The 22,429-nt window shown below is 69.0% G+C and carries 19 protein-coding genes; 10 read left to right on the top strand and 9 right to left on the bottom strand.

Annotated elements, in window-relative coordinates; genetic code table 11:
* Window positions 1-20: 20 nt before the first annotated feature.
* From HAV18_RS20890 to HAV18_RS20880, 3 genes are read right to left on the bottom strand one after another with little or no spacing between them, the layout of a single operon-like run.
* Window positions 21-1,121 carry a 3-dehydroquinate synthase II family protein gene (locus HAV18_RS20890; RefSeq protein WP_166959225.1) on the bottom strand — a complete coding sequence of 367 codons (1,101 nt, stop codon included), beginning with the start codon at window positions 1,119-1,121 and terminating at the stop codon, window positions 21-23.
* A gap of 49 nt (window positions 1,122-1,170) precedes the next feature.
* On the bottom strand, window positions 1,171-2,235 hold the full coding sequence (locus tag HAV18_RS20885; protein WP_166959223.1) for a 3-dehydroquinate synthase II family protein: 1,065 nt from the start codon (window positions 2,233-2,235) through the stop codon (window positions 1,171-1,173).
* Between the two features lie 53 nt (window positions 2,236-2,288).
* Window positions 2,289-3,089 carry a 2-amino-3,7-dideoxy-D-threo-hept-6-ulosonate synthase gene (locus tag HAV18_RS20880; RefSeq protein ID WP_166959221.1) on the bottom strand — a complete coding sequence of 267 codons (801 nt, stop codon included), beginning with the start codon at window positions 3,087-3,089 and terminating at the stop codon, window positions 2,289-2,291.
* Window positions 3,090-3,373: 284 nt separating this feature from the next.
* Between HAV18_RS20880 and HAV18_RS20875 the strand changes: the two genes are divergently transcribed.
* The 10 genes from HAV18_RS20875 (at window position 3,374) to HAV18_RS20830 (ending at window position 13,679) form a co-directional block, all read left to right on the top strand.
* Window positions 3,374-4,420, top strand: a complete 1,047-nt coding sequence (locus HAV18_RS20875; RefSeq protein WP_347814779.1) for an LLM class flavin-dependent oxidoreductase — start codon at window positions 3,374-3,376, stop codon at window positions 4,418-4,420.
* A gap of 40 nt (window positions 4,421-4,460) precedes the next feature.
* Window positions 4,461-5,687, top strand: a complete 1,227-nt coding sequence (locus HAV18_RS20870) for an FAD-dependent monooxygenase (protein WP_166959217.1) — start codon at window positions 4,461-4,463, stop codon at window positions 5,685-5,687.
* A 66-nt stretch (window positions 5,688-5,753) separates the two neighbouring features.
* Entirely contained in the window at window positions 5,754-6,287 is a 534-nt protein-coding gene (locus tag HAV18_RS20865) for a flavin reductase family protein (protein ID WP_166959215.1), read from the top strand.
* A gap of 361 nt (window positions 6,288-6,648) precedes the next feature.
* Entirely contained in the window at window positions 6,649-7,572 is a 924-nt protein-coding gene (locus HAV18_RS20860) for a LysR family transcriptional regulator (protein ID WP_166959213.1), read from the top strand.
* A gap of 100 nt (window positions 7,573-7,672) precedes the next feature.
* Window positions 7,673-9,775, top strand: a complete 2,103-nt coding sequence (locus HAV18_RS20855) for an FUSC family protein (protein WP_166959211.1) — start codon at window positions 7,673-7,675, stop codon at window positions 9,773-9,775.
* Window positions 9,765-9,959 carry a DUF1656 domain-containing protein gene (locus HAV18_RS20850; RefSeq protein ID WP_166959209.1) on the top strand — a complete coding sequence of 65 codons (195 nt, stop codon included), beginning with the start codon at window positions 9,765-9,767 and terminating at the stop codon, window positions 9,957-9,959. Before HAV18_RS20855 ends, HAV18_RS20850 begins: the two co-directional genes overlap by 11 nt.
* A 24-nt stretch (window positions 9,960-9,983) precedes the next feature.
* On the top strand, window positions 9,984-10,898 hold the full coding sequence (locus HAV18_RS20845; RefSeq protein ID WP_166959207.1) for an HlyD family secretion protein: 915 nt from the start codon (window positions 9,984-9,986) through the stop codon (window positions 10,896-10,898).
* Between the two features lie 11 nt (window positions 10,899-10,909).
* Window positions 10,910-12,385 (top strand): efflux transporter outer membrane subunit, encoded by a 1,476-nt coding sequence (locus tag HAV18_RS20840; protein ID WP_166959205.1) that lies wholly within the window; start codon window positions 10,910-10,912, stop codon window positions 12,383-12,385.
* A 57-nt stretch (window positions 12,386-12,442) separates the two neighbouring features.
* Window positions 12,443-12,883, top strand: coding sequence for a hypothetical protein (locus HAV18_RS20835; RefSeq protein WP_166959203.1), 441 nt, complete (start codon window positions 12,443-12,445; stop codon window positions 12,881-12,883).
* Window positions 12,884-12,935: 52 nt separating this feature from the next.
* On the top strand, window positions 12,936-13,679 hold the full coding sequence (locus HAV18_RS20830) for a hypothetical protein (protein WP_166959201.1): 744 nt from the start codon (window positions 12,936-12,938) through the stop codon (window positions 13,677-13,679).
* A 127-nt stretch (window positions 13,680-13,806) separates the two neighbouring features.
* Here HAV18_RS20830 and HAV18_RS20825 read toward each other — a convergent pair whose 3' ends face one another.
* From HAV18_RS20825 to HAV18_RS20800, 6 genes are all read right to left on the bottom strand, one after another.
* Window positions 13,807-14,532, bottom strand: a complete 726-nt coding sequence (locus HAV18_RS20825) for a hypothetical protein (RefSeq protein ID WP_166959199.1) — start codon at window positions 14,530-14,532, stop codon at window positions 13,807-13,809.
* Window positions 14,533-14,749: 217 nt separating this feature from the next.
* Window positions 14,750-16,444, bottom strand: a complete 1,695-nt coding sequence (locus HAV18_RS20820) for a long-chain fatty acid--CoA ligase (protein ID WP_166959197.1) — start codon at window positions 16,442-16,444, stop codon at window positions 14,750-14,752.
* 129 nt (window positions 16,445-16,573) lie between these two features.
* The gene (locus HAV18_RS20815) at window positions 16,574-18,244 is read right to left on the bottom strand and encodes a GMC family oxidoreductase (protein WP_166959195.1); all 1,671 of its coding nucleotides are present in this window, start codon (window positions 18,242-18,244) and stop codon (window positions 16,574-16,576) included.
* 29 nt (window positions 18,245-18,273) lie between these two features.
* Window positions 18,274-19,695, bottom strand: coding sequence for a coniferyl aldehyde dehydrogenase (locus HAV18_RS20810; RefSeq protein ID WP_166959193.1), 1,422 nt, complete (start codon window positions 19,693-19,695; stop codon window positions 18,274-18,276).
* A gap of 166 nt (window positions 19,696-19,861) precedes the next feature.
* Window positions 19,862-20,818, bottom strand: a complete 957-nt coding sequence (locus HAV18_RS20805) for an alpha/beta fold hydrolase (protein WP_208102051.1) — start codon at window positions 20,816-20,818, stop codon at window positions 19,862-19,864.
* Window positions 20,819-20,820: 2 nt separating this feature from the next.
* Window positions 20,821-22,347, bottom strand: coding sequence for an NAD(P)/FAD-dependent oxidoreductase (locus HAV18_RS20800; protein ID WP_166959191.1), 1,527 nt, complete (start codon window positions 22,345-22,347; stop codon window positions 20,821-20,823).
* Window positions 22,348-22,429 lie beyond the last annotated feature (82 nt).

Genomic DNA, 22,429 nt, shown 5'->3' with positions numbered 1-22,429 from the left:
TCGTCAATGAAGCAGGCGGATCACTGCTCGTGCAGGAATTCCCGGATCGGGTAGCCGACGTGGCGCTGCGCATCGAGCGTATAGCCGAGGATGCGGTCGCCGCGCTTGAGCTCCGTGATGTTGTGCACGCTGCCTTTCGGCCCGAGCACACGCACGTGCCAGTCGTCCTGCGCAATGATGTTGATCGCGCGATTGGCGGCATTCTTCGCCTCGATCAGCAGCAGCGGCCGCGTCTCGACCTTCGCGCGCCCGACCACGACGCGGCGCGCCTTGCCCTGCACGTTGACCGCGAGGATCTCCGCGCCCGATTCGAGTTCGGCGAGATAGCGGGTACGGTTGTCCGGCGCGACGACGTACGAATGGAGCGCGGCCGCGTTCACGCGGAACGGGCGCGTCGGCATGTACGGCAGCGGGTGCGTCTCGCTGCTGATGAGGATCATGCCGGTCGAATACGAACCGACGAGGATGCCCTCGTCCTGCTCGAAGCGCGAGCACGTATCGACGCACACGCGTTCGCCCGGCCCGAGGTGCGTGAGCCCGATGATCTCGATTTCCTCGAGTTCCAGATCCTCGACCGTGTCGCTGCAGATCGACACGAGCTGCGTGGCCTGCCCGACCTGCGTCGGCGTGAGCAGCACGCCCTCGGGGCCGCGCTGCAGCACGTTCAGCGTCACCTCCGCATCTTCCAGGTCGGCGACGACGGTGATCAGCTCGCCGGTCGCGCGATCGGCGGCTGCCAGCAGGATCTCGAGCGGGATCTTGCTCGGGTCCTGCAGGAATTCGACGAGCAGCCACGGCGTGGACACCGACAGCTCGCACGCGCGCGTGAGCGTCGCCTCGCCCGTCACCTCGATGAACACACCGAGCTCGACACCGTCCGGTACCGCGAAATCGACCGGCAGGCCATCCTTCACGAGGACGATCTGCACCTGCTCGAGCAGCGCGGCGTCGGCCGGCTGCCGATCGACGACCGCGACCTTGCACGCGCTCGGCGGCAACCGCCCGGCCTGCTCCGCATCCTTCACGACGAATGCGGACACGCCGACATGCAGCGCCTCCTCGGTGATCTCGTCCGCGAGCTCGCCGATGTTGCGCAGGTCAATCCAGGAAAGCTTCTTCAAGGCCAATCTCCTTCGAAGGGGATAACGCAGGTTGAATGACAGATTGAAACTAGCGGTTGACGGAGACGACCGAACGCGACGCGGCGGCCCTCATCCGGCAATCCACCCAGCCGGCGCCCGGTTCGTAGCCGGCAAGCCGGACGCCGGGCGCGACATCGGCGAGACCGACGGCCGCGCCGCCGTCGGTCCGGAACCGCACCGCGCGGTCGCCGCGCAGCACGACGCGTGTGCTCGCGCCGGATGCGCTGCGCGTGTGCAGCGCGACGAGCGGCGCGGATTCGATCCGCACGCGGCCGACCACGATCGCGCGCGTGTCGCCCGCCGCGCCGACCGTCAGGATCCGCTCGCCCGAACGCAGCAGCGAAAGCTGGCGCGCGCGGTCGCCGCCGCAGAACACGAACGAATCGGCCGCGCCCGCGTCGATGCCGAACACGAGCGGCCGGCCCGGCGGGTGCGCGGCGCCGGCCGCGACGACGAGCAGCATGCTGGTCGCGCTCGCGCCGGCCAGCACGCACTCTTCGCCGTCAAGCTGCGAGCAGCCGTCGATCACCGCATGCAGCCCGACGCCGAGCGGCTCGACGCGCTGCACCTCGAACGCTTTCAGCTTCAGCGGCTCGCGCGGGCGCAGCTCGCCGCACGCGGCCAGCACATTGCGCCACGCGGCCGCATCGCGCGGGGCGAACGCGATGTCGACCGGCGACTGCGCATGCTTGCGCGCGAGGTAGGCCGCGCCGTGCGGATCGGCCAGCGAAACGACGATGCGGCACGCGGCATCGCGGACATCCGCGAGCAGCCGCTCGAGCGGCATCGTGGTCGCGAGCGCGTAGTCGAGCAGGACGAGCGCGTGCCGCGCGATCGCGGTGCGCGCGGCATCGAAATCGGCCGCGCCGTCGATCCTCACGCGAACGCCTGCGAGCGGCGCATGCGCGTCGTCAACCAGCGTCGCGACGCCCGCCGCCGACACGGCCAGTTGCGCCGCCGCGCCGGCCGCGCACGTGTCGCGATCAGCCTCGGCCACCACGACGCGGCACGCGCCGGCCCTTGCTGCGTCGGCCGCGACGGCGCCTGCCTGCGCGCCGAGCGCGCGCAGGTCGATCCACGGATAGCGATGCATGGAAACCCTCGATGATCGAAAAAATGCCGGGCACGACGGCCCGGCGCACCGGATCAGGCGGCCAGGTGCGCGGCGCGCCGCTCGACGCCGTGCACGGCGTCCGACAGGCGGCGGATCAGCGGTGCGGCCTTCGGCGCGGCGAACACGTTGCGGCCGGCCGCGATGCCGAGCGCGCCCGCGTTCATCACGCGCGACGTGAACGCGACGAACTCGTCTTCCGGCAGCTTCGCGCCGCCCGCGACCAGCACCGGCAGCGACGAGCCGGCGATGATGTCGGCCATGCTCGCGGCGTCGCCGCTGTACGGCAGCTTGACGATGTCGGCGCCGAGATCCGCCGCGACGTTCGCCGCATGGGCGATCAGTTCGGTCTGCGGACGATCGCCGAGGCCCGGGCCGCGCGGATAGATCATCGCGAGCAGCGGCAGCGACCAGCGCGCACACTCGGTCGCGATGCGGCTCAGGTCGAGCAGCTGCTGGGATTCCGTCTTCGAGCCGAGATTCACGTGCACGCTGACCGCGTCCGCGCCGCTCGCCAGCGCGTCCTCGACGCTCGCGAACAGCGTCTTCGCGTTCGCATCCTCCGCGTAGCGCGTGCAGCCGTTCAGGTGCACGACGAGCGCGAGATCGCTCAGCACGTCGGGCGCCAGGAAGCGCGCGCGGCCCCGATGCACGACGATCGCGTCGCCGCCGTGCGCGGCGATGTCGCCGACCAGTTGCCGCAACTGCTGCGGATGGGCGATCGGCCCGTCCGCGAGCGAATGGTCGAGCGGCACCATCAAACACTTGCCCGACGCGGCGCGTACCACTCGCCGCATCCTGAGCGCCTTGCCAGATACCGATAGAAGAGAGTTCATCCGTGATTCCTCGCCAGAAATGGAGAGGCCGGCCCGTTCACTTCAGCCTGCCCTCGGGGTGCCCGCTTGCGGGCGGAACTGGAGCAACAACCGAGCAACGCTTGCAGCAAATCTTGCGACGTGTAAGACTTGCATAGACCCAATCATCCTATGATTGGATCATCCTTGCAAGTACATTGCGAGCGATCCTGTTTCCCGACCAGGGGACGCATTCGTCGCGGCATCGCTTCCCCTTTGCAGACAACGGCAGTACATCAACCTGTGAGGTGTCTATGAAGTTCGGCGTGTCCTTTCTGCCCGATACCGGCCCGGCCGACCGCCCGGCGGCCGACTATTACGCGCAGGCGCTGAAGCTCAGCGCGCTGTCCGAGCGACTCGGCTACACGTACGTGAAGATGACCGAGCACTACCTGAAGCCGTACGGCGGCTACAGCCCGTCGCCGCTGATGTTCCTCGCGGCCGTGGCCGCGCAGACGAAATCAATCCGCCTGATGACGGGCGGCATCCAGGCGTCGTTCCATCATCCGATCCAGCTCGCGGCCGAGGCCGCGCAGCTCGACGCGATCTCGAACGGGCGGCTCGAACTGGGCTTCGCGCGTGCCTTCCTGCCGTACGAATTCGATGCGTTCGGCATCGATCTCGATTCGAGCAAGACGCGCTTCCAGCAAACGATCGACGCGACGGTGCGGCTCCTCGCCGAGGAATCGGCCAGCGAGGACACCCCGTTCTTCCGCTATCGCGACGCGCAATCGCTGCCGCGCCCGACGCAGCAGCCGCGCCCGCCGGTCTGGGTCGCGGCGCTGCTCACGCCGTCCAGCTTCGAGTGGATCGGCGAACGCGGCTTCAACCTGCTGATGGCCGCGCCGCCGCGCAAGGCCGCGCTCGCGAAGACGCAGGAGATGGTGGCGCTGTATCGGGAAACCTTCGAGCGCCATCACGGCCACACCGGCCGCAAGCCGCAGGTCGCGATCAGCATCCCGCTGATGATCGGCACATCGGACGCGCACGCGCTGGCGCTCGCGGAGCCGCGCCTGCGCCATCACTGGCGCCAGTTCGCGGAAGCGGCGAAGTCGTGGGAGCAGGTGCAGTCATCGGCCTACCAGGGCTACAACGAAGCGATGAAGAACAAGATGGGCGGCATGGACACGGCCGACCTCGACGCGACCGCCGTGCTCGGCACGCCCGACACCGTGCGCCAGCGCATTCGCGCGCTCGAGGCCGATCTCGGTCTCGACGCGATCCTGTGGCACATCGACTACGGCGCGCAGCCGTACGAGCTGATGAGCAACAACCTGGAGGTATTCGCCCGCGACGTGCTGCCGGGACTATGACGCCATGCCGATTCCTTCCGGATCCACAGCGAACCCGCCCATGACACCGTCCCTGTCACTCGACACGATCGTCGTCGGCGCCGGCATCGGCGGCCTGGCCGCCGCGCTCGCGCTGCGGCGCGCCGGCCATCGGGTCACCGTCCTCGAGCAGAGCCGGGCGTTTCGGGAAGTCGGCGCCGGGCTGCAGGTCGTGCCGAACGCCACGCGCGCGCTGCGTGCGCTCGGCGTGCTCGACCGGCAGCGGCTGGCCGCCGTCGCCCCGACCGCGACGATCCGCCGCCGCTGGCAGGACGGCAGCCTGCTCGGTTCTTTCCCGCTCGGCGACGATGTCGAAGCCGCCTTCAACGCGCCGTACTGGAACGCGCATCGCGCCGACCTGCATGCCGCGCTGCTCGACGCCGTGCGCGACCCGTACACGGCCGGCCCGCCCGTCACCGTACTCGGCGGCATCGCGGTGCGCGGCCTCGACGCGTGCGGGCCGAGCGGCGCGACGCTCGTCGACGCGGCGGGCACGCGCTGGCGCGCGGATCTCGTCGTCGCCGCCGACGGCATTCATTCGACGCTGCGCCACGCGCTGCTCGGCGACGACGCGCCGCACTACAGCGGCGACGACGCGTATCGCGCGCTGATCGACGCCGATGCAATCGACCCGCGCTCGCCCGTGTTCGAGATCGTCAAAGAACCGCAGGTGACGATCTGGCTCGGGCCCGGTCGGCACGCGATCCATTACTGGGTGCGCGACCGCCGGCTGCTGAACCTCGTCGTGATCGTGCCAGGCGACGGCAGCACGCGCGAATCGTGGAGCAGCAAGGGGGACCGCGCAACGCTCGAAGCCGAGCTCGACGGCTGGGATCCGCGCCTGGTCGGGCTGATCCGCTGCGCGTCGGACCTGAGCCGCTGGTCGCTGCACGACCGCCAGCCGCTCACGCGCTGGGTGTGGGACAGCGTGTGCCTGCTCGGCGACGCGTGCCACCCGATGCTGCCGTACCAGTCGCAAGGCGCCGCGCAGGCGCTCGAGGACGCGGTCGTGCTCGGCCGGTGCGTGACCGGGCTCGCGTCGAAGGAAGCGCTCGGCGCCGCGCTGGTCGAGTACCAGCGCCTGCGGATCGACCGCAGCGCGCGGATCCAGCTTGCCTCGGCCGGCAACGGCGGCGTGTTCCACCTGCCCGACGGCCCCGAGCAGGAGGCGCGCGACGCCGAGCTCAAGTCGCGCCGCGCCGACTTCAAGTCCTACCACTGGACCTGGGCCAACGCGTACCAGCTTTGACGCCCGCCCCAGTGCCGTGCGGTGCGACCCGCGCGGCACCGGGGCCCCTCGCGACAGGATTGCATCATGACGAACACCGTGGACATTGCGAAGCAACTGAAACAGGCGATGCGTGGCGTGGCCGCCACCGTCACGATCGTCACGACCGGCGGCGGCGGCGACGGCGCCACTGCCGCACCGTGCGCGCTGACCGCCAGCTCGTTCACGTCGGTCGCGCTCGATCCGCCGACCGTGCTGGTGTGCATCAACCGCGGCGCCAGCATTCACGCGTCGATCACCGGCCGCCGGCGCTTCTGCGTGAACGCGCTGCGAAGCTGCCACGTGCCGCTCGCGCTTGCGTGCAGCACGACGGGCTCCGATGCGCGCTTCGCGCACGACGCGTGGCGCACCGACGCGGCGACCGGCCTGCCCTATCTCGAGAACGCGCAGACGTCCTTCTTCTGCGACACGCTCGAACAGGTCGAGGTCGGCTCGCATTCGATTCTGGTCGGCCGGGTCACGCGCGTCGCGATGTCCGACGACGTGAACCCGCTGATGTACGTGAACGGCGCGTTCGCCGCCGTCCGCTCGCTGCCGCTCGATGCCGGCACGGGGCGCTAGCGCGTGTTCCCGCAAACAACAGCCATGCGGACGTGCCTTACCGCCCGTCCCCCGAGAGGACTTCCTTGGCACGCGTGCAGCGAGCAAGAAGCGCCGTTTGGCCGAGTCCAGCACCCCGAAGGAAGTGCCCTTGGAAGACAAGCGACGCACGACGCCGCAATGCGGGCGGAAAGGCACCTTCCCCTGCTTTGAGCATTCATTCGTGAGGCTGCCCCGTGATTGGCGGAAACACGCCCTTACCCACCGATGCGTGCGTCACGCGTGATGCCGCGCGCAATCATTGCGTGCGCTGCAGTCACGCTGCGCGCGCGTATCCCGCACTACCATTGCGCCGCATGCACGCGATGAAACGGAGAAGCCGATGGCACCCGACCTGAACCTGCTGATTTCGCTCGACGCGCTGCTCGAAGAGGGCAGCGTCGTCGGCGCCGCACGCCGCATGAACCTCAGCCCGCCCGCGATGAGCCGCACGCTCGCGCGCATCCGCGAAACGGTCGGCGACCCGATCTTCGTGCAGGCCGGCCGCAAGATGGTGCCGACGCCGCGCGCGCTCGAACTGCGCGGCGTCGTCCGCGAGACCGTGGAGCGTGCATCGCAGTTGCTCGCGCCGTCCGCGGAAATCGATCTCGGCACGCTCGACAAGCAGTTCAACGTGCGTGCGAACGACATCTTCGTCGGCCTGCACAGCAGCCGGCTGCTCGAGGAGATGGCGCGCGGGATGCCGCGCGCGATGCTGCGCTTCATGCCCGAGGAAGACGACATCGACGACGATGCATTGCGCAGCGGCCGCATCGACCTGTTCATCAGCGCGTCGCGCCGCCTGGGGCCGGAGATTCGTGTCCAACCGCTGTTCACGACGACCTTCGTCGGCCTCGCGCGCCACGACCACCCGATCTTCGACGACGACATCACGCCCGAGCGCTTCGCGCGCTGGCCGCATATCGGCGTCTCGCGGCGCGGCAAGTCGGCGGGGCCGATCGACGACGCGCTCGCCGCGCGCGGGCTCGCGCGCCACGTGCTGCTCGTCGTGCCGACGCCGTATGCGGCGATCTTCGCGCTGCAGGCGTCGGACCTGATCCTGCCGCTGCCCGAGCATCTCGCGCGCGGCGCAGTGCAGGCCGGGCTCGGCGTGCGCGCGTTCGAACTGCCGGTGCCGCTCGAAACCGTGCTGATCACGCAGGCGTGGCATCCGCGCTTCCAGAGCGACCCCGCGCACCAGTGGCTGCGGCGGGTCGTGCGCGGGCTGTGCACCGGCCAGCCGGCGCTGCATCCGGCGCACGCATGACGCATGCATCGCACGCACTCGTCGAGTGCAAAGACGTCACTGTTCCGCATGCATGGCTCGACCGTAGACTGGCTTCGTCCTTTCTCATGGAGCGAGCGCAGTGCATGACGCAGCAGATCAGACGCGCGCCGTCGCGGCGCCGCCCCGCCGCCTGAATCGCGCGGCCGCGGCGCTGATCGCGCGCATCGACATCTTCACGCCGCGCGGCGCGTATGTCGCGCGCTCGGTCATTGCCGCCGCGCTCGCGCTCGGCGTCGCGTACCTGCTCGAACTGGAAACCCCGTACTCGGCGGCATCGACGGTGCTGCTCGTGATCAATCCCGTCCAGGGCGCGGTGATCGGCAAGGGCGTGTGGCGCGTGGTCGGCACGATCGCGGGGATGGTCGTCGCGTTCGTGCTGATGGGCTGCTTCGCGCAGCAGCCGCTGCTGTTCATCCTCGGCTTCGCGTTCTGGCTCGGCGTCTGCGTCGCGGGCATGACGCTGCTGCGGCACTTTCGCGCGTCGGGCACCGTGGTGGCCGGCTACACGATCGGCCTCGCGACCTACGGCGCGATGCAGCATCCCGAGCTGACTTTCGAGCACGTGATCGGGCGCGGCTCGACGGTCGCGATCGGCGTGCTGTGCCTGAGCCTCGTGTCGATGCTGCTCGGCACGCGCGACGTGCACGCGAAGCTCGACGCGCTGGTGACACGTGTCACGGCCGACGTCGCGCGGGTCATCGCCGCGCAACGCAACGGCCTCGCGGCGGCCCCCGCCGACGACAAGCGGCACGCGCTGTTCGCCGGCATCTACGGCATCGACGATCTGCTCGCGCTCGGCAAGGCCGAATCGGAAGATCTCGCGCAACGCGCGGCCGCCGTGCGGCACGGGATGGCGTCGCTGTTCGGCGCGCTCGCGGGCGGCATGCCGCCGCTGCCGGCCGACAGTCCCGGCGCGCGCGCGGTCGCGTCGCTGCAGCCGGGTCTCGCGGCAGCGTGGCAGGCCGCCGCCGACGCATTGGGCAACGGCCCCGGCGGCGCGGCGCACGCGCTCGTCCTGCTAGCCGATGCGCGCGAACGCTTGCGCGACGCGCTCGATGGCATCGCGCTGGGTCATCCGCGCGACGACGCGGCGCTGCTGATCGCCGGCGAACGGCTGATCGAACAGATCGATGACTACCGCGCGGCGCTGGACGGGCTCGTCGAATTGCAGCGCCCGCGGCCGGGCTACCGGCCCGCACGGGTGCGCTTTCACCGCGACACGGGCGCGGCCCTGCGCAACGGCGTGCGCGCTGCGTGCGCGATCACGATCTCGGGCGCGTTCTGGCTCGCGACGGGCTGGAACCAGGGCGACATGATGCTGCTCGTCGTCGCGCCGTACTGCGCGCTGCTCGCGACCGCCGGCAACCCGGCCGCCGGCGCGCAGGCGTTCATCAAGGGCACCGTGCTCGCCGTGCCGGCCGCGTTCGTGTGCGCGTTCGGCATCCTGCCGCGCATCGAGGGCTTTCCGCTGCTCGTCGTCGCGCTTGCGCTGTTCTGGATGCCCGGCATCTACGCGACGAGCGTGCCGAAGACCGCGCTCGCGGGGCTCGCCTATCTCGTCGCGTTCAACACGCTGACCGGCGCGACCAATCCGTTCCGCCCCGACTTCGCGCTGTTTCTCAACCAGTCGGTCGCGTGGGTGCTCGCCACGTTCCTCACGCTGCTCACGTTCCGGTTGATCCTGCCGCGCAACCTGGCCGTCGACGCCACGCGGCTGCGCCGCACGATCCGCGACGACACGCTCGCGCTCGTGGCCGGCAGGCGCGTCACGGCGGCGGGCTGGCAGCAGCGCCAGCAGCACCGCATCGCGCAGCTCGGCGCGCTGCTCGCGGGCCAGCCGGCCGCGATGACACAGGCCAGCATCGAGGCGCTCGCGGCGCTGCATGTCGGCAAGGAGCTGCTGCGGATCCGCCGCGGCGCCGCGCGCGACGGTTTGCCCGACGCCGCGCGGCGGTACGTGCGCGCCGGGCTCGCGGGTCTCGCGCGGCATGCAGCCGCCCCGCCGCGCGCAGCCCGGCATGCACGGCGCGCCGCGCACGCCCTCGCCGGCCTCGCCACCGCACAGCCGGGCAACACCGACCTGAAGTGGCTGATGGCCGCGTTCGCCGACGTCTACGTTTTGCTGCACACGTACGCCGCCTATTTCACCGCCGTTCCGGAGCGCGCCCGCGATGCTCAGTGAATTCGCGCTGGCCGGTATCTACCTGCCGCCCTTTTTCGTCTATGCGTGCGCAACCGTGCCGCTCTACATGGCCGTGCGCGCACTGCTCGCCCGGCTCGGCGTGCTGCGCCGCGTGTGGCATCCGGCGCTGTTCGAGTTCGCGATTTCGCTGGTGCTGGTCGCCACGCTCATCCTCTATTTCTAGCCTCCCGTCGGAACGTATCGCGTCATGTCGCTCAAACCCCTCACCCGCTCCCTGCTGACGCTCGCCACGGTGGCCGTCGCGATCGTGCTGGTCGCCGCGCTCTGGCATGCGTACGTCCTCGCGCCGTGGACGCGCGACGCGCGCGTGAGCGCGCACGTCGTGCGGATCGCGCCCGAAGTGTCGGGCACCGTCGTCGAAGTCGCAGTGGTCGACAACCAGCGCGTCGCGAAAGGCGACGTGCTGTACCGGATCGATCCGCAGCGCTTCGCGCTGGCGGTGGAGCAGGCCGAAGCGCAGGTTGCCGCGACCGCCGAGTCGATGCGCCAGAAGCGCGACGAAGCGCAGCGGCGAACCGGCCTCGACGATCTCGTGCCGCGCGAGGACATCCAGCGCTCGAGCCGCGCGGTGGCGATCGCGCAGGCCGAGCACCGCAAGGCGCTGGCCGCGCTCGACGTCGCGAAACTCGACCTCGAACGCACGACGCTACGCTCGCCGGTCGACGGCTACGTGACGCAGCTGCGTCTGCGTCACGGCGACTATGCGGTCGAGGGCAAGCCCGGCATCTCGGTACTCGACGCGCACAGCTTCTGGATCACCGGCTATTTCGAGGAAACCAAGCTGCGCCGCATCGCGACGGGTGCGCCCGCAACGATCCGGCTGATGGGCTTCGATCCGCTGCTGAGCGGGCACGTGACGAGCATCGGTCGCGGCATCGCGGACGAAAACGGCACGCTCGACGAACTCGGCCTGCCGGCCGTCAACCCGACCTTCAGCTGGGTGCGGCTCGCGCAGCGCATTCCGGTGCGCATCGAGATCGACCGGGTGCCGGCCGGCGTGCTGCTGGCGGCCGGCATGACGTGCAGCGTCGAAGTCGGCGAACGCGGGCGCGAGCGCACGCCGCGCGGCCGGCTCGCGTCGTGGCTGCACGCGTGGATGTGATGGAGGCGACGATGCGATGCCCGTTCCCTCCGCTGCGCGCGACGTGCTGCGTGCGCGCCTTCGTCGTGGCCTGCGCGTGCGCGCTGGCCGCGTGCACGACGGTCGGCCCCGATTACGTGGCGCCGCAACCCGCGCACCCGCCCGGCTGGATCGCGCCGCGCGACACGGTGACGACCGCCCCCGCGCAGTTGCAGGACTGGTGGCGCGCGTTCGGCGATGCGCAGCTCGATGCGCTGGTCGAGCAGGCGATCGCGCACAACCAGGATCTCGCGATCGCGCGCCAGCGCTTGCTGCAGGCGCGCGCCGAACGTGACCAGATCGCGAGCCGCCTCGGCCCGACCGTCAGCGCCGGTGGCAATGCCGATGCACTGCGCTCGTCGCGGGCGCTCGACTGGCCGCCCGGGATCGGGCAGTCGCGCACCTACCGGCTCGGCTTCGATGCGTCGTGGGAACTCGACCTGTTCGGCGGCACGCGACGCGCGGTCGAATCGGCCGATGCGCAGATCGATGCGTTCGACGACGATCGCCACGCGATCCTCGTGAGCCTGCTGGCCGAGCTCGCGTCGGATTACGCGGCGCTGCGCGCGACCCAGGAGCGGCTGCGCATCGCGACGGACAACGTCGCGAGCCTCGACGCCACGCGACGGCTGACCGAGCGTTCGAACCGGCGCGGCCTCGGCACGTCGTTCGCGGTTGCGCAGGCGCGTGCCGAGCTGCAGCTCGCGCAGGCGACGTTGCCGCCACTGCAGCGGGACGTCGCGCGGCTCGCCCACGCGATCGGCGTGCTCGTCGGCGGCTTTCCGGAAACGCTGCGCGACGCGCTGAGCGCGCCCGGCGCGACACTGCCTGTCGCCCCCGCGCTGCCCGTCACGCTGCCATCGGACGTGATTCGCGAGCGCCCCGACATTCGCGCGGCCGAACGGCGGCTTGCCGCCGCGACCGCGCAGATCGGCGTCGCGCGCGCCGAGCAGTTCCCGCATTTCGCAATTCCGCTGAGCCTCGGCACGACGGCGAGCCTCGTGCAGGACCTGTTCACGGGTGCGAGCGTCGCCTGGTCGGTCGCGCTCGACGGCACGCAGACGCTGTACGACGGCGGCCGCGCGAAAGCCGGCGTCGACGCCGCGCGCGCGGCCGCCGAGGCCGCACGGCTCGCCTACGAGCAGCGCATCCGCAGCGCGTTTCGCGATGTCGAGGACGCGCTGGTCGCGATCAGCGCGGCACGCGACGGGCAGGCCATGCTCGCCGCGGCGGTCGACAGCAGCCAGGATGCGCAGTCGCGCGCGACGCGGCTGTACCGCAACGGCCTCGGCGAATACCTGTCGGTGCTCACCGCGCAGCGCGCGACGTACCGCGCACGCGATGCGCTCGCACTCAGCCGGCTCGCCCAGGTGCAAGGTGCGATCGCGCTCTACAAGTCGCTCGGCGTCGGCTGGCGCGACGCGCCGCCGGTCGCGCAGGCCGGCGCAGCGCCAGCGAACGCGCATTGAATGCCGCCTCACGGCCACCCGACGCTTCGGCGTCGCTCATCCACCGGAGAACCCTCGATGCCCGCTCTCAATCCGAATGATTTCGCGTTACACGACATCCAGCTCTTTCCGGTCTGCGTGTTTCGCCCCGAACACGCGACACCGGGCTACGCGCCCCGCTGGGAAGGCGAGATCGACACGCTGATGCGCCACGGCGAGCCGTTCGTGATCGTCTACGTCGAGCTCGATACCGACGAGAGCCACGACGACCGCAAGCATCGCGCGGTCTGGCTCAAGCAGAACAAGGAAGCGCTGGGCGCCGTCTGCAAGGCGCTCGTCAGCGTCGAATCCGATCCCGACCGGCGAGCGGAAGTGGCCGCGCAAGGAGAGATCGCCGTCAAGGCATTCGGGATTCCGCATCATGCGGTGGCGTCGCTCGGGCAGGCCGTCTCGCTCGCCGCGCGGCTCACGCGGCAGCACTCGGGCAATGACGCGCGGCAGGCCGGACAACAGGCATGACGGGGCCGGCACGCCAGGCCACGTTGAATTCGCCACCGACGCGAGGGCCGGCATGCGCTATCCAAGCCTGACGATCACGGGCTCGCACACGCTTGCGTCCTGTCCGTCGCGGCTTCCCGATCCAGGCGAGATCCTGTTGTGGCGACTGCGCGGCGAATGGCAGCTCGTCAGCAGCGAGCGAGGCCATCTCTACCTGTCGAGGACGGAGCTGCGGCGTGCCAGGACGCATCCGAATCGCGCGCACGGCCGCCGCTTCGCGATCGGCCGGTCGGCGCTGCGCGCGATCCTGGGGACGCTGGCCGGCCGCGCGGCGGACGAGTTGACGCTGATCGAGCGCGAGGCCGACCATATCGCGATCGCGGGCTGCGACGTGCTGGACGGGCTCGACATCGTGGTCGGCCATGCCGGCATCTGGATCGTGATCGCGATCGCCCGCGGCCCGATCGGGCTGGGCATTGCGCAGACCGGCACAACCGCCGATCCGGCATCGCGCGACCAGCTTCGGCTGGACAGCATTTCGAATGCGTGCGGGAGCGGACACGGTGCCACGCTCGCGTCGCTGGCGCCACTCGCGGGGCCATTCCGCGAGGTCGATACGCCGCATGCCGGCAACTGGCGCCTGCTCGATATCCCGCTGTCAGGCCTGGCCTGCGCGGCAACCATTGCCGCTCGCCAGATGGACCGGATCCATGCGGTCGGCTGGCGCGGCGAGCGGAAAGACTGGCTGGCCGATCGGGATCGCTACCTGCGGGCGGCGACGTTGCGCGCCGGCGCCGCCTGCGTCGCGGCCGGGTAGACCGGATTCGGGGCCCACCCGTTGCATGCCTGGGCGATTCGCGCGTTCGGAATCGTTCATGGGAGCCGTCCATGGGAGCGCGCGAAGGAAGCCGGTTATGGGGGCTCCCGGTGTCGACTTCGATCCGTTACCCGGCAACCGCCACACCCGCTTTCACGTGCCGGCCGGCACGGCGCAGCAACTGCAGGCCGAACCACAGCATCCACAACGGCAGCAGCAGGACGACGACGATCTCGCTCGCACCCGTCACGGCTTCGAACTCCGGAAAGAATCCGGACACGAAAATGACCGCGAAGAACCACCCGGTGATCTTCAGCAGGAACGACCCGTGCCATCCGGCCTTTTTCAACAGATTGGCGGCGATCGGAGCCCAGAAGAACACCAGCGGCCCTTCGGCCCACCACAGCCCGCTTTGCGTACCGTTGGCGACGGTCGCCCACGCTGCCGCCGCCGCGGCCCTCGTTACGCCGTCTCCACCCGCATACATCTGCGCCAGCGGATTGAGCACCGACAACTGCAGTGCCGCGCCGGTGATGCCGAGCACCGCATACGCGCCGATCGCGAACGCGATCATGTAGCCGAGCGCACCGAGTTCATCCTTGAAGCTATGCAGGAAGTACCCGCCGATCACGAGCACCGCGAGATAGAACCCGAACACGTCGGCCAGCATCGACAGGCGAAACAGGTCGCGCGTGTCGGACGGCAGGCTCAGCATCGTCGCGCCGTGCAGCAACATGCCGGTATCCGTGCCGGCCACCATCGACACCAGCCCCACGTTCGCGTACGCCAGCAGGCCGCCGACGATCGCGCTCCATGCGGTGAAACGCATGACCTTGTATGAATCGTTCCTCATTCTCTTTCTCCGCACTCCATGCCCGGTTCCCGCATGGAGAACCATTCGATTGACGTTGACAGGCCCGATCGCGCGACGCCGCAAACCGGGTCGCCCGATCAGTAGTTCATATTAATAATGATAGGTCGCAATGACAAACATAAAAGCAGCGCAGCACACGAGGGAATGCCCTCACGGCTGCTTCATTCAGGTCGACGCGTGACGCATTGCACGTACGTCATGCCACTGCGTTCCCCTGAGCGGCGGCGGCTGCCGCCGCCTCTTCCCTTTCCTGCAGTTCCCGCCACATGATCTTTCCCGACCCGGATTTCGGCAGCGACTCGACGAATTCGACGATGCGCGGAACCTTGTAGGAGGCCATATGATCGCGTGACCAGGCAACCACGTCGTCGGGCGTGACACCGTCGGGATACGCCGGATCCAGCACGACGAATGCCTTCACGGTCTCGCCGCGATGCGCGCTGCGCGTGCCGATCACGCACACTTCCTTGATCGCCGGATGGCGGTACATCATCGTCTCGACTTCGGCCGGCCACACCTTGTAGCCCGACGCGTTGATCATCCGCTTCAGCCGGTCGGCCATGAAGAAGTAGCCGTCCGCGTCGACGCGGCCGAGATCGCCGGTGCGCAAAAAGCGCTTGCCGTCGATCTCGACGAACGCCTGCTGCGTCGCATCCGGATTGCGCCAGTACCCTTGCATCAGTTGCGGCGCATGCGTGACGATCTCGCCTACCTCCCCTTGCGGCACGGGCTGGAACGTGACCGGATCGACGATCCGCGCATCGACGTCGAACACTGGAATGCCGAGGCACTGCGCCTTGGGGCGCGCCGGCGGATTGATGTGCGTCGCGGCGATCGTTTCCGACATCCCGTAGCCTTCGACATAGTCGAGCCCGACCGTTTCCCTGAGTTTCCGGGCAATCGCGTCCGGCATCGCCGCGCCGCCGCCGCGCACCGAGCGCAGGCTCGACAGGTCGTATTCGTGCAGGTTCGGGTTCGACAGGAAATCCACCATCATCGTCGAGATCGACTGCCACACGGATACGCGGTTGCGGCCGATCGCGCGGCCCGCGGCATCGCGATCCCAGCGCGGCAGCACGACCACCGTCGACCCGCGGTACAGCGGGCCGTTCAGGCCGCCCTGCATGCCGGTGACATGAAACAGCGGCAGTACCGCCAGGTGGATCGCGTCCTCGGGGTCGTCGAACCAGTCGACGAAGCCGGCCCCCGTGCACATGACGCTTCGATGCGTGTGCACGCAGCCTTTCGGCCTGCCCGTCGTGCCGGACGTGTAGGGCATCAGGCAGATGTCGTCGGGGCCCGCCGTCAGTTCGCCCGGCGCCAGCTTCGCGGCGAGCGCATCGTGCCAGTGCACCACGCCGGGCCCGTCGACGTGGCGCGGCGCGGCCACGAAATCGGGCAACGGAACGGCCGGAGGTTGCGCCACGTAGTCGCCATACGTCGCCACAACGACGTTCGCGAGGCCACCCGCGCCGCCCACGAGCGGCGCGATGCGCGGATACAGGTCCTGCGCGACGAACACCGTGCTCGCGCCGCTGTCCTCGATGTAATGCTCCAGCTCGTCGGTCATGTTCATCGGATTGACCGGAACGACCACCGCGTTCGCACGCAGGATGCCGTAGTACGCAATCATCCATTGCGGGCTGTTCTGCATGTACAGCAGCACGCGGTCGCCCGCCTTCACCGCGCAACGTTGCTGCAGGAAGCCCGCCACGTGCTCGGCTTCGCGCTGGAAACGCGCGAACGAGACCGGCGTGTCGTAGAACAGGATGAACGGCTTGTCGGGATGGCGCGTGGCCGCGGCCTCCACGTGACGGAACAGGTTGGTCGCGGGCGGCACCTGATGCGTGGCCAGGTGCGCGGGCCAGAATGGCGATCGGATGGCAGACATGGTTCGGCAACTCTTCGTCAAAACTGCGGGTGATAAATCGCATCGGCGGGACCGGTCGTCCCGACGCTGCATGCACGCATTCGTTTGGCCGGGTGAACGTCCGACGCTGACGGCCATCGGACTGTCACCCTATCGGCCGGTCTCGATGCCCGACGTCGTGTACCGGTGTGTTTCCGCCGCCGTCGCGCCCGCCGCGGATGCCACCCGGCTAACGCCGCGCATCATGTCGACCGCCTTCTCCGCGATCATGATGGTGGGCGCATTGGTGTTGCCGCCGATCAGTGTCGGCATCACCGATGCATCGACGATGCGCAGCCCGTCGAGGCCATGCACGCGCAACTGCGGATCGACCACGGCCATCGCGTCCTGCCCCATGCGGCAGGTGCCGACCGGGTGATAGACGGTATCCGTGCGCTTGCGCAGCACGGCGCGGATCTCGTCGTCGCTGTGCACGTCGCGCGTGAACATGTCCCGCGTGATCCACTCCGCGAGCGCAGGCGCGTTCATGAGGCCGCGCGTGATCTTGAAGCCCGCCACCATGTCCTCCAGGTCGCGCGGATCGTCGAGGAACGCGGGATCGATCAGCGGCGCGTCGGCCGGGTCGCGGCTGAGCAGCGTGACCGAGCCGCGGCTGCGCGGGCGCAGCAGGCACACGTGGCACGACAGCCCGTGGCCCAGGTGCATGCGCCGCGCGTGGTCGTCGACCAGCGCCACCAGGAAATGCAGCTGGATGTCGGGCGCGTCGAGGCCGGGTTGCGTCTTCAGGAACGCACCGCCTTCGGCGAAATTCGACGTCAGCATGCCGCGCCGCTCACGGCGAAAGCGCATGATCTCGCGCAGCATCCGCGCGCTGCCGCCCACCGAGATGCCCATCGTATCGAGGCTGCGCGTGCGGTAACTGAAGATGAAGTCGGGGTGATCCTGCAGGTTGCGGCCCACGCCGGGCAGATGGTGCAGCGTCTCGATGCCAAACCGCGCGAGCTCGCCATTCGGGCCGATACCGGACAGCATCAGCAGTTGCGGCGTCTGCAGCGCGCCCGCTGCCAGCACCACCTCGCGCCGGGCGCGGAAGGTCTTCAACGTGCCTTTCTGCAGCACTTCCACGCCCACCGCGCGCTTGCCCTCGAACAGGATGCGCCGGACCTGCGCGTGCGTTTCGACGGCGAGATTGGCGCGTTTGCCGAGGTGGGGGAACAGATAGCCCTTCGCCGCGCTCCACCGTTCGCCCTGCTTCTGCGTGACCTGGTAGATGCCGACGCCTTCCTGCTGCGCGCCGTTGAAATCGTCCGTCAGCGGCAGGCCGGCCTGGCGGGCCGCCGCCAGGAAGCGCGCCTGGAACGGATTGTCGGAACGCAGGTCGCTGACCCACAGCGGGCCGTCCTGGCCGTGCCACGCGTCGTCGATGCGCTCGTTATGCTCGCTCAGGCGAAAGTACGGCAGCACTTCGTCGTACGACCAGCCGGGATTGCCGAGCGCGGCCCACGTGTCGTAGTCGCTGCGGTGGCCACGAATGTAGACCATCGCGTTGATCGCGGACGAGCCGCCCAGCGCCTTGCCGCGCGGCTGATAGCCGACACGCCCGCCAAGCCCGCGCTGCGGCACCGTATCGAACGCCCAGTTGTTGAGGTGGGTCGGCAGCATCGCGACGGTGCCCGCCGGGATGTTGATCGCCATGTCGTTGCCGCCGCCGCCCGCCTCCAGCAGGCAGACAGTGGTGTCCGGGTCTTCGGTCAGGCGCCCTGCTACCACGCTGCCGCCCGAGCCGCCGCCCACGACGATGTAGTCGAACTGATGATTCATGGCATTTCTCTCGATACAGGATTCGGAAGTCACGCGATTCGCGACAGCGTGCGCAGCAGCAAATCGAAGACGCGTCCGTACGGAGGATGGAACAGCACGGCGCCGTTCCAGCGGGCCTGGTGAAACACCGGCTTCAGTTTGCTGAAGGTGTCGAAGCCCCATCGCCCGTGATAGGCGCCCATGCCGCTCTGCCCGACGCCGCCGAACGGCTGGTTCTCCTGTACCAGGTGCCACAGGCAGTCGTTGATCGTGACGCCGCCGGACACCGTCTCGCGCAGCACGCGATCGCGGCGCGACGCGTCTTCGCCGAACCAGTACAACGCCAGCGGACGCGCGCGGCCCTGAATCCAGGCCAGCGCATCGTCCAGATTCGCGTATTCGACGATCGGCAGGACGGGGCCGAAGATCTCTTCGTTCATCAGCCGCGTGTCGGCCGGTGCGCCAACCACGATCGTGGGCGCGAGCTTGCGCGACGACATGACAAACGATTCGCCGGCCGGGTTGACTTCGAGGATGCGCGCGCCCGCGCGACGCGCTTCATCGACCATGTCGGCGAGGCGCGCGCGGTGGCGTTCGCTGATGATGGCCGTGTAGTCGGGATTGGCGGCCAGCGTCGGATACAGGCGCGCGACGGCGCGCGCCAGTTGCGACGCGACGCTGTCGGCCGTGCCGGTGGGCACGAGCAGGTAATCGGGCGCGACGCAGGTCTGGCCCGCGTTCAGCAGCTTGCCGAACGCGATGCGCTGCGCGGCCACCGCGACGTTGCACGACGCATCGAGGATGGCCGGCGATTTGCCGCCGAGCTCGAGCGTCACGGGCGTCAGGTTGGCCGCGGCCGCCTGTGCGACGACACGCCCCACCTGGGTCGAACCGGTGAAGAACAGGTGATCGAACGGCAGGCTCGCAAACGCCTTGCCGAGTTCGACGTCGCCCGCTACGACGTCCAGTTCGTCCGGTGCAAAGGTCTCGCGCGCCATCGACGCGAGCAGGTCGGACAGCGCGGGCGTGAGCTCGGACGGCTTGATCAGGACGCGATTGCCGGCGGCAAGCGCCGCGAGTGCCGGCCCGAGCGAAAGCTGCAGCGGGTAATTCCACGGCGAGATGATGCCCGTCACGCCCAGCGGTTGCGGCATGAGCCGGTTGTGGCCGGGACGGAAATGCAGCGCGGTCGATACGCGGCGCGCCCGCATCCAGTGCTTCAGGTGCCGGCGCGCATGCCGGATGCCGGCGCGCACGACGAACACCTCCGCAAGCCGCGTCTCGTGAGCGGAGCGGCCCTGAAAATCGGTGTCGATGGCGCGCACGATGTCGTGCTCGTGCGCATCGAGCCACGCGGCCAGCCGTTCGAGGCGCGCCAGCCGGGTGGCCAGCGTCGGGTTCGGCTCCAGCGCGAAGGCGCGGCGCTGGCGCTCGAAGCGGGCCGCAAGGTCGGTCGGGTAGCCTTGATGCATGGTGTCTCCTCCTGTTTGTCGATCGTGCGATCGCGTCGCATCACGACAAGCGTCTTGCAAGGTGTTCCTGGTTTTCACGCTGCCTTGGGGCAGTTCTCTTGGCGGCGATTGCGCGAGCGCCGCGCCACGCCGTCTCCCCCGGTCCGCGTGCCGCGGGCGAACCGGCTCACGCAATGTGCCTGCCGGCGCGCGCGGGTTCCGCGGCAGCGCACGTCGCACGGCGCCGGATATGGCCGTCGATCAGGCTCGTCAGCAGCGGCACGACGCCATCGGGAATGTCATGCCCCATGCCCCGCACCATGACCATGTCGGCTCCCGGGATGGCGGCAGCGGTCGCGACACCTCCGCTGGGCGCGACCAGCAGGTCTCGATCGCCGTGTACGACCAGCGTCGGCGCCTGGATTCGCCGGATTTCATCGGTTCGATCTCCTGAATTGATGATCGCGCCGATCTGGCGGGTCGTGCTCTCGTGGTCGCGCGCCTGCTGGCCGCGGTCCCATGCCTGCGCCGCGTACGCGCGCCGTGCGGCGTCGTCCGCGGGATATGCCTGCGTGCCGATGTGGGCCATGATGCGGCTGTACTGCTCCACCGCCGCATCGCGCGTGCGCGGCGGCGGTGCGGTCAGCATCATCATGCTCGACATGGCCGGCTGGCCGACCTTGCGCGCACCGGTCGTGGAGATGATGGAGGTGAGCGACAGCACGCGTTGCGGATGACGCGCGGCGAGCACCTGGCCGATCATGCCGCCCATCGACATGCCGACGACGTGCGCGCGCGCCACCTGCAGGTTGTCGAGCAAGCCGATCGTGTCCTGCGCCATGTCTTCCAGGTCGTAGCCGTCCTTGACTGGCCGGCGCAGGAATTGCCGGAGCACGCTCGGCCCCGGCCGCGGAATGCGGGACGAGCGCCCGACATCGCGATTGTCGAACACGATCACGCGATAGCCGCATTGAATCAGCGCGCCGATCAGCGCAGGCGGCCAGAAGGTCAGCTGGAGCGTCATGCCCGCGATCAGCAGCAACGGCTCGCCGTCGTCGGGCCCGTAGGTGCGATAGCAGAGGCGCACCCCGCTCGGCAGGTCGCAGAACGCGTCCTGGATCTGTTCCATGGCGTGGATCGTCATGATCAGGCTCCGACGGCCCGGCGGGCCTCGACGCGATCCGTGCCGCCTGCTGCCGGCGCGTGCCGGAAACGCAGGTTAGGATCTTCGACCGGGCCATGCCGCAATATCTTGACGTCGACGTGATAGTCCATCGACATGACCCACGGCGTGCCCGGGCCCTGTCGCGGCAGGCCGCCGATCGCACGCTGGACGTAGCCGGCACCGAAATCGAGCAGCGGTCGCGTCGGCATGTCGGCGGCCGGCAATTCGGGCATGCAGACCGCGTAGCCGCCGCGCTCCATATGCGTCAGCAAACGACAGAAGTGTTCGGCCAGCAGCCCGACCTTCATCGTCCACGACGAATTCGTATAGCCGATCGAGAACCCGAAGTTCGGCACGCCGCTGAGCATCATGCCCTTGAAAGCCACCTTGCTGTGGAGATCGACCGGCTCGCCGTCGACCACCAGCTTGATCCCGCCGAAGAATCTGACGCTGAGCCCGGTCGCCGTGACGATGATATCGGCGGGCAAGGTCTGCCCGGATTCCAGCACGATGCCCGTTTCCGTGAAGGTCTTGATACGGTCCGTCACGACCGATGCACGGCCATCGCGAAGCGACTTGAAGAGATCGCCGTCCGGCACCGCGCACAGGCGCTGGTCCCACGGGTTGTACGGCGGGTTGAAGTGGACGTCGACCGGATAATCCTTCGGCAACTGGCGCTTGTTCAGGTAGCGGATCAGGCGCCGTGCTGCCTGCGGACGCGACCGGCAGAAGCGCCAGATGAAGCGGGAAATCGCGACATTCTTCCGACGCACGATCGCATAGGCCCACTTGTGCGGCATGATCTTGCGCAGCGTATTGGCGATGATGTCTTCCGACGGCAGGCTCACCACGTAGGTCGGCGTGCGCTGCAGCATCGTGACGTGCCCGGCCTTGCCGGCCATGGCCGGCAACAGCGTGACGGCAGTCGCGCCACTGCCGATCACCACCACGCGCTTGCCGCTGTAGTCGAGATCTTCCGGCCAGTGCTGCGGGTGAACCACCGGGCCGCCGAAGTTCTCGATCCCGTCGAGCTTCGGCGTGTAGCCTTCGTCATGGCGATAGAACCCTGCGGCGCTGAAGAACCACTTGGCCAGGATCGTCTTGCGTTCGCCGGTATCGAGGCGCTCGACTTCGACGCTCCACAGCGCCTGCGCACTCGACCAGCTTGCCTGGATCACCTTGTGATTCATGCGGATGTGACGATCGATCCCGTATTCGGTCGCCGTCTCTCTCAGGTACGCAAGGATCGAATCCGCACCGGCGATCGCCTTCTTGTCGGCCCAAGGCTTGAAACCGTAGCCGTAGGTGTGCATGTCCGAGTCGGAGCGGATGCCCGGATAACGGAACAGGTCCCACGTGCCGCCGGTCGCGGCACGCGCTTCCAGAATGAGGTACGTCGTGCCGGGACGGTCCGTCTCGAGTTGACGGGCAACGCCGATCCCGGAAAGGCCGGCGCCTACGATGAGCACATCCACATGCTCGGTGGACGGAAGAGGGTGTACGGTCACGGCGTGTCTCCAGATTGCGTCGAAATGCGCGATGTGACGTTATTGTTATCAACCGAATTGCGCCGAACAAGGTGTCGAACGC

The sequence above is a fragment of the Burkholderia sp. D-99 genome, from assembly GCF_011605345.1.
Lineage (GTDB): Bacteria > Pseudomonadota > Gammaproteobacteria > Burkholderiales > Burkholderiaceae > Burkholderia.
The sequence above is the reverse complement of the archived record's forward strand: the minus strand, read 5'-3'. Positions and strand labels throughout refer to the sequence as shown.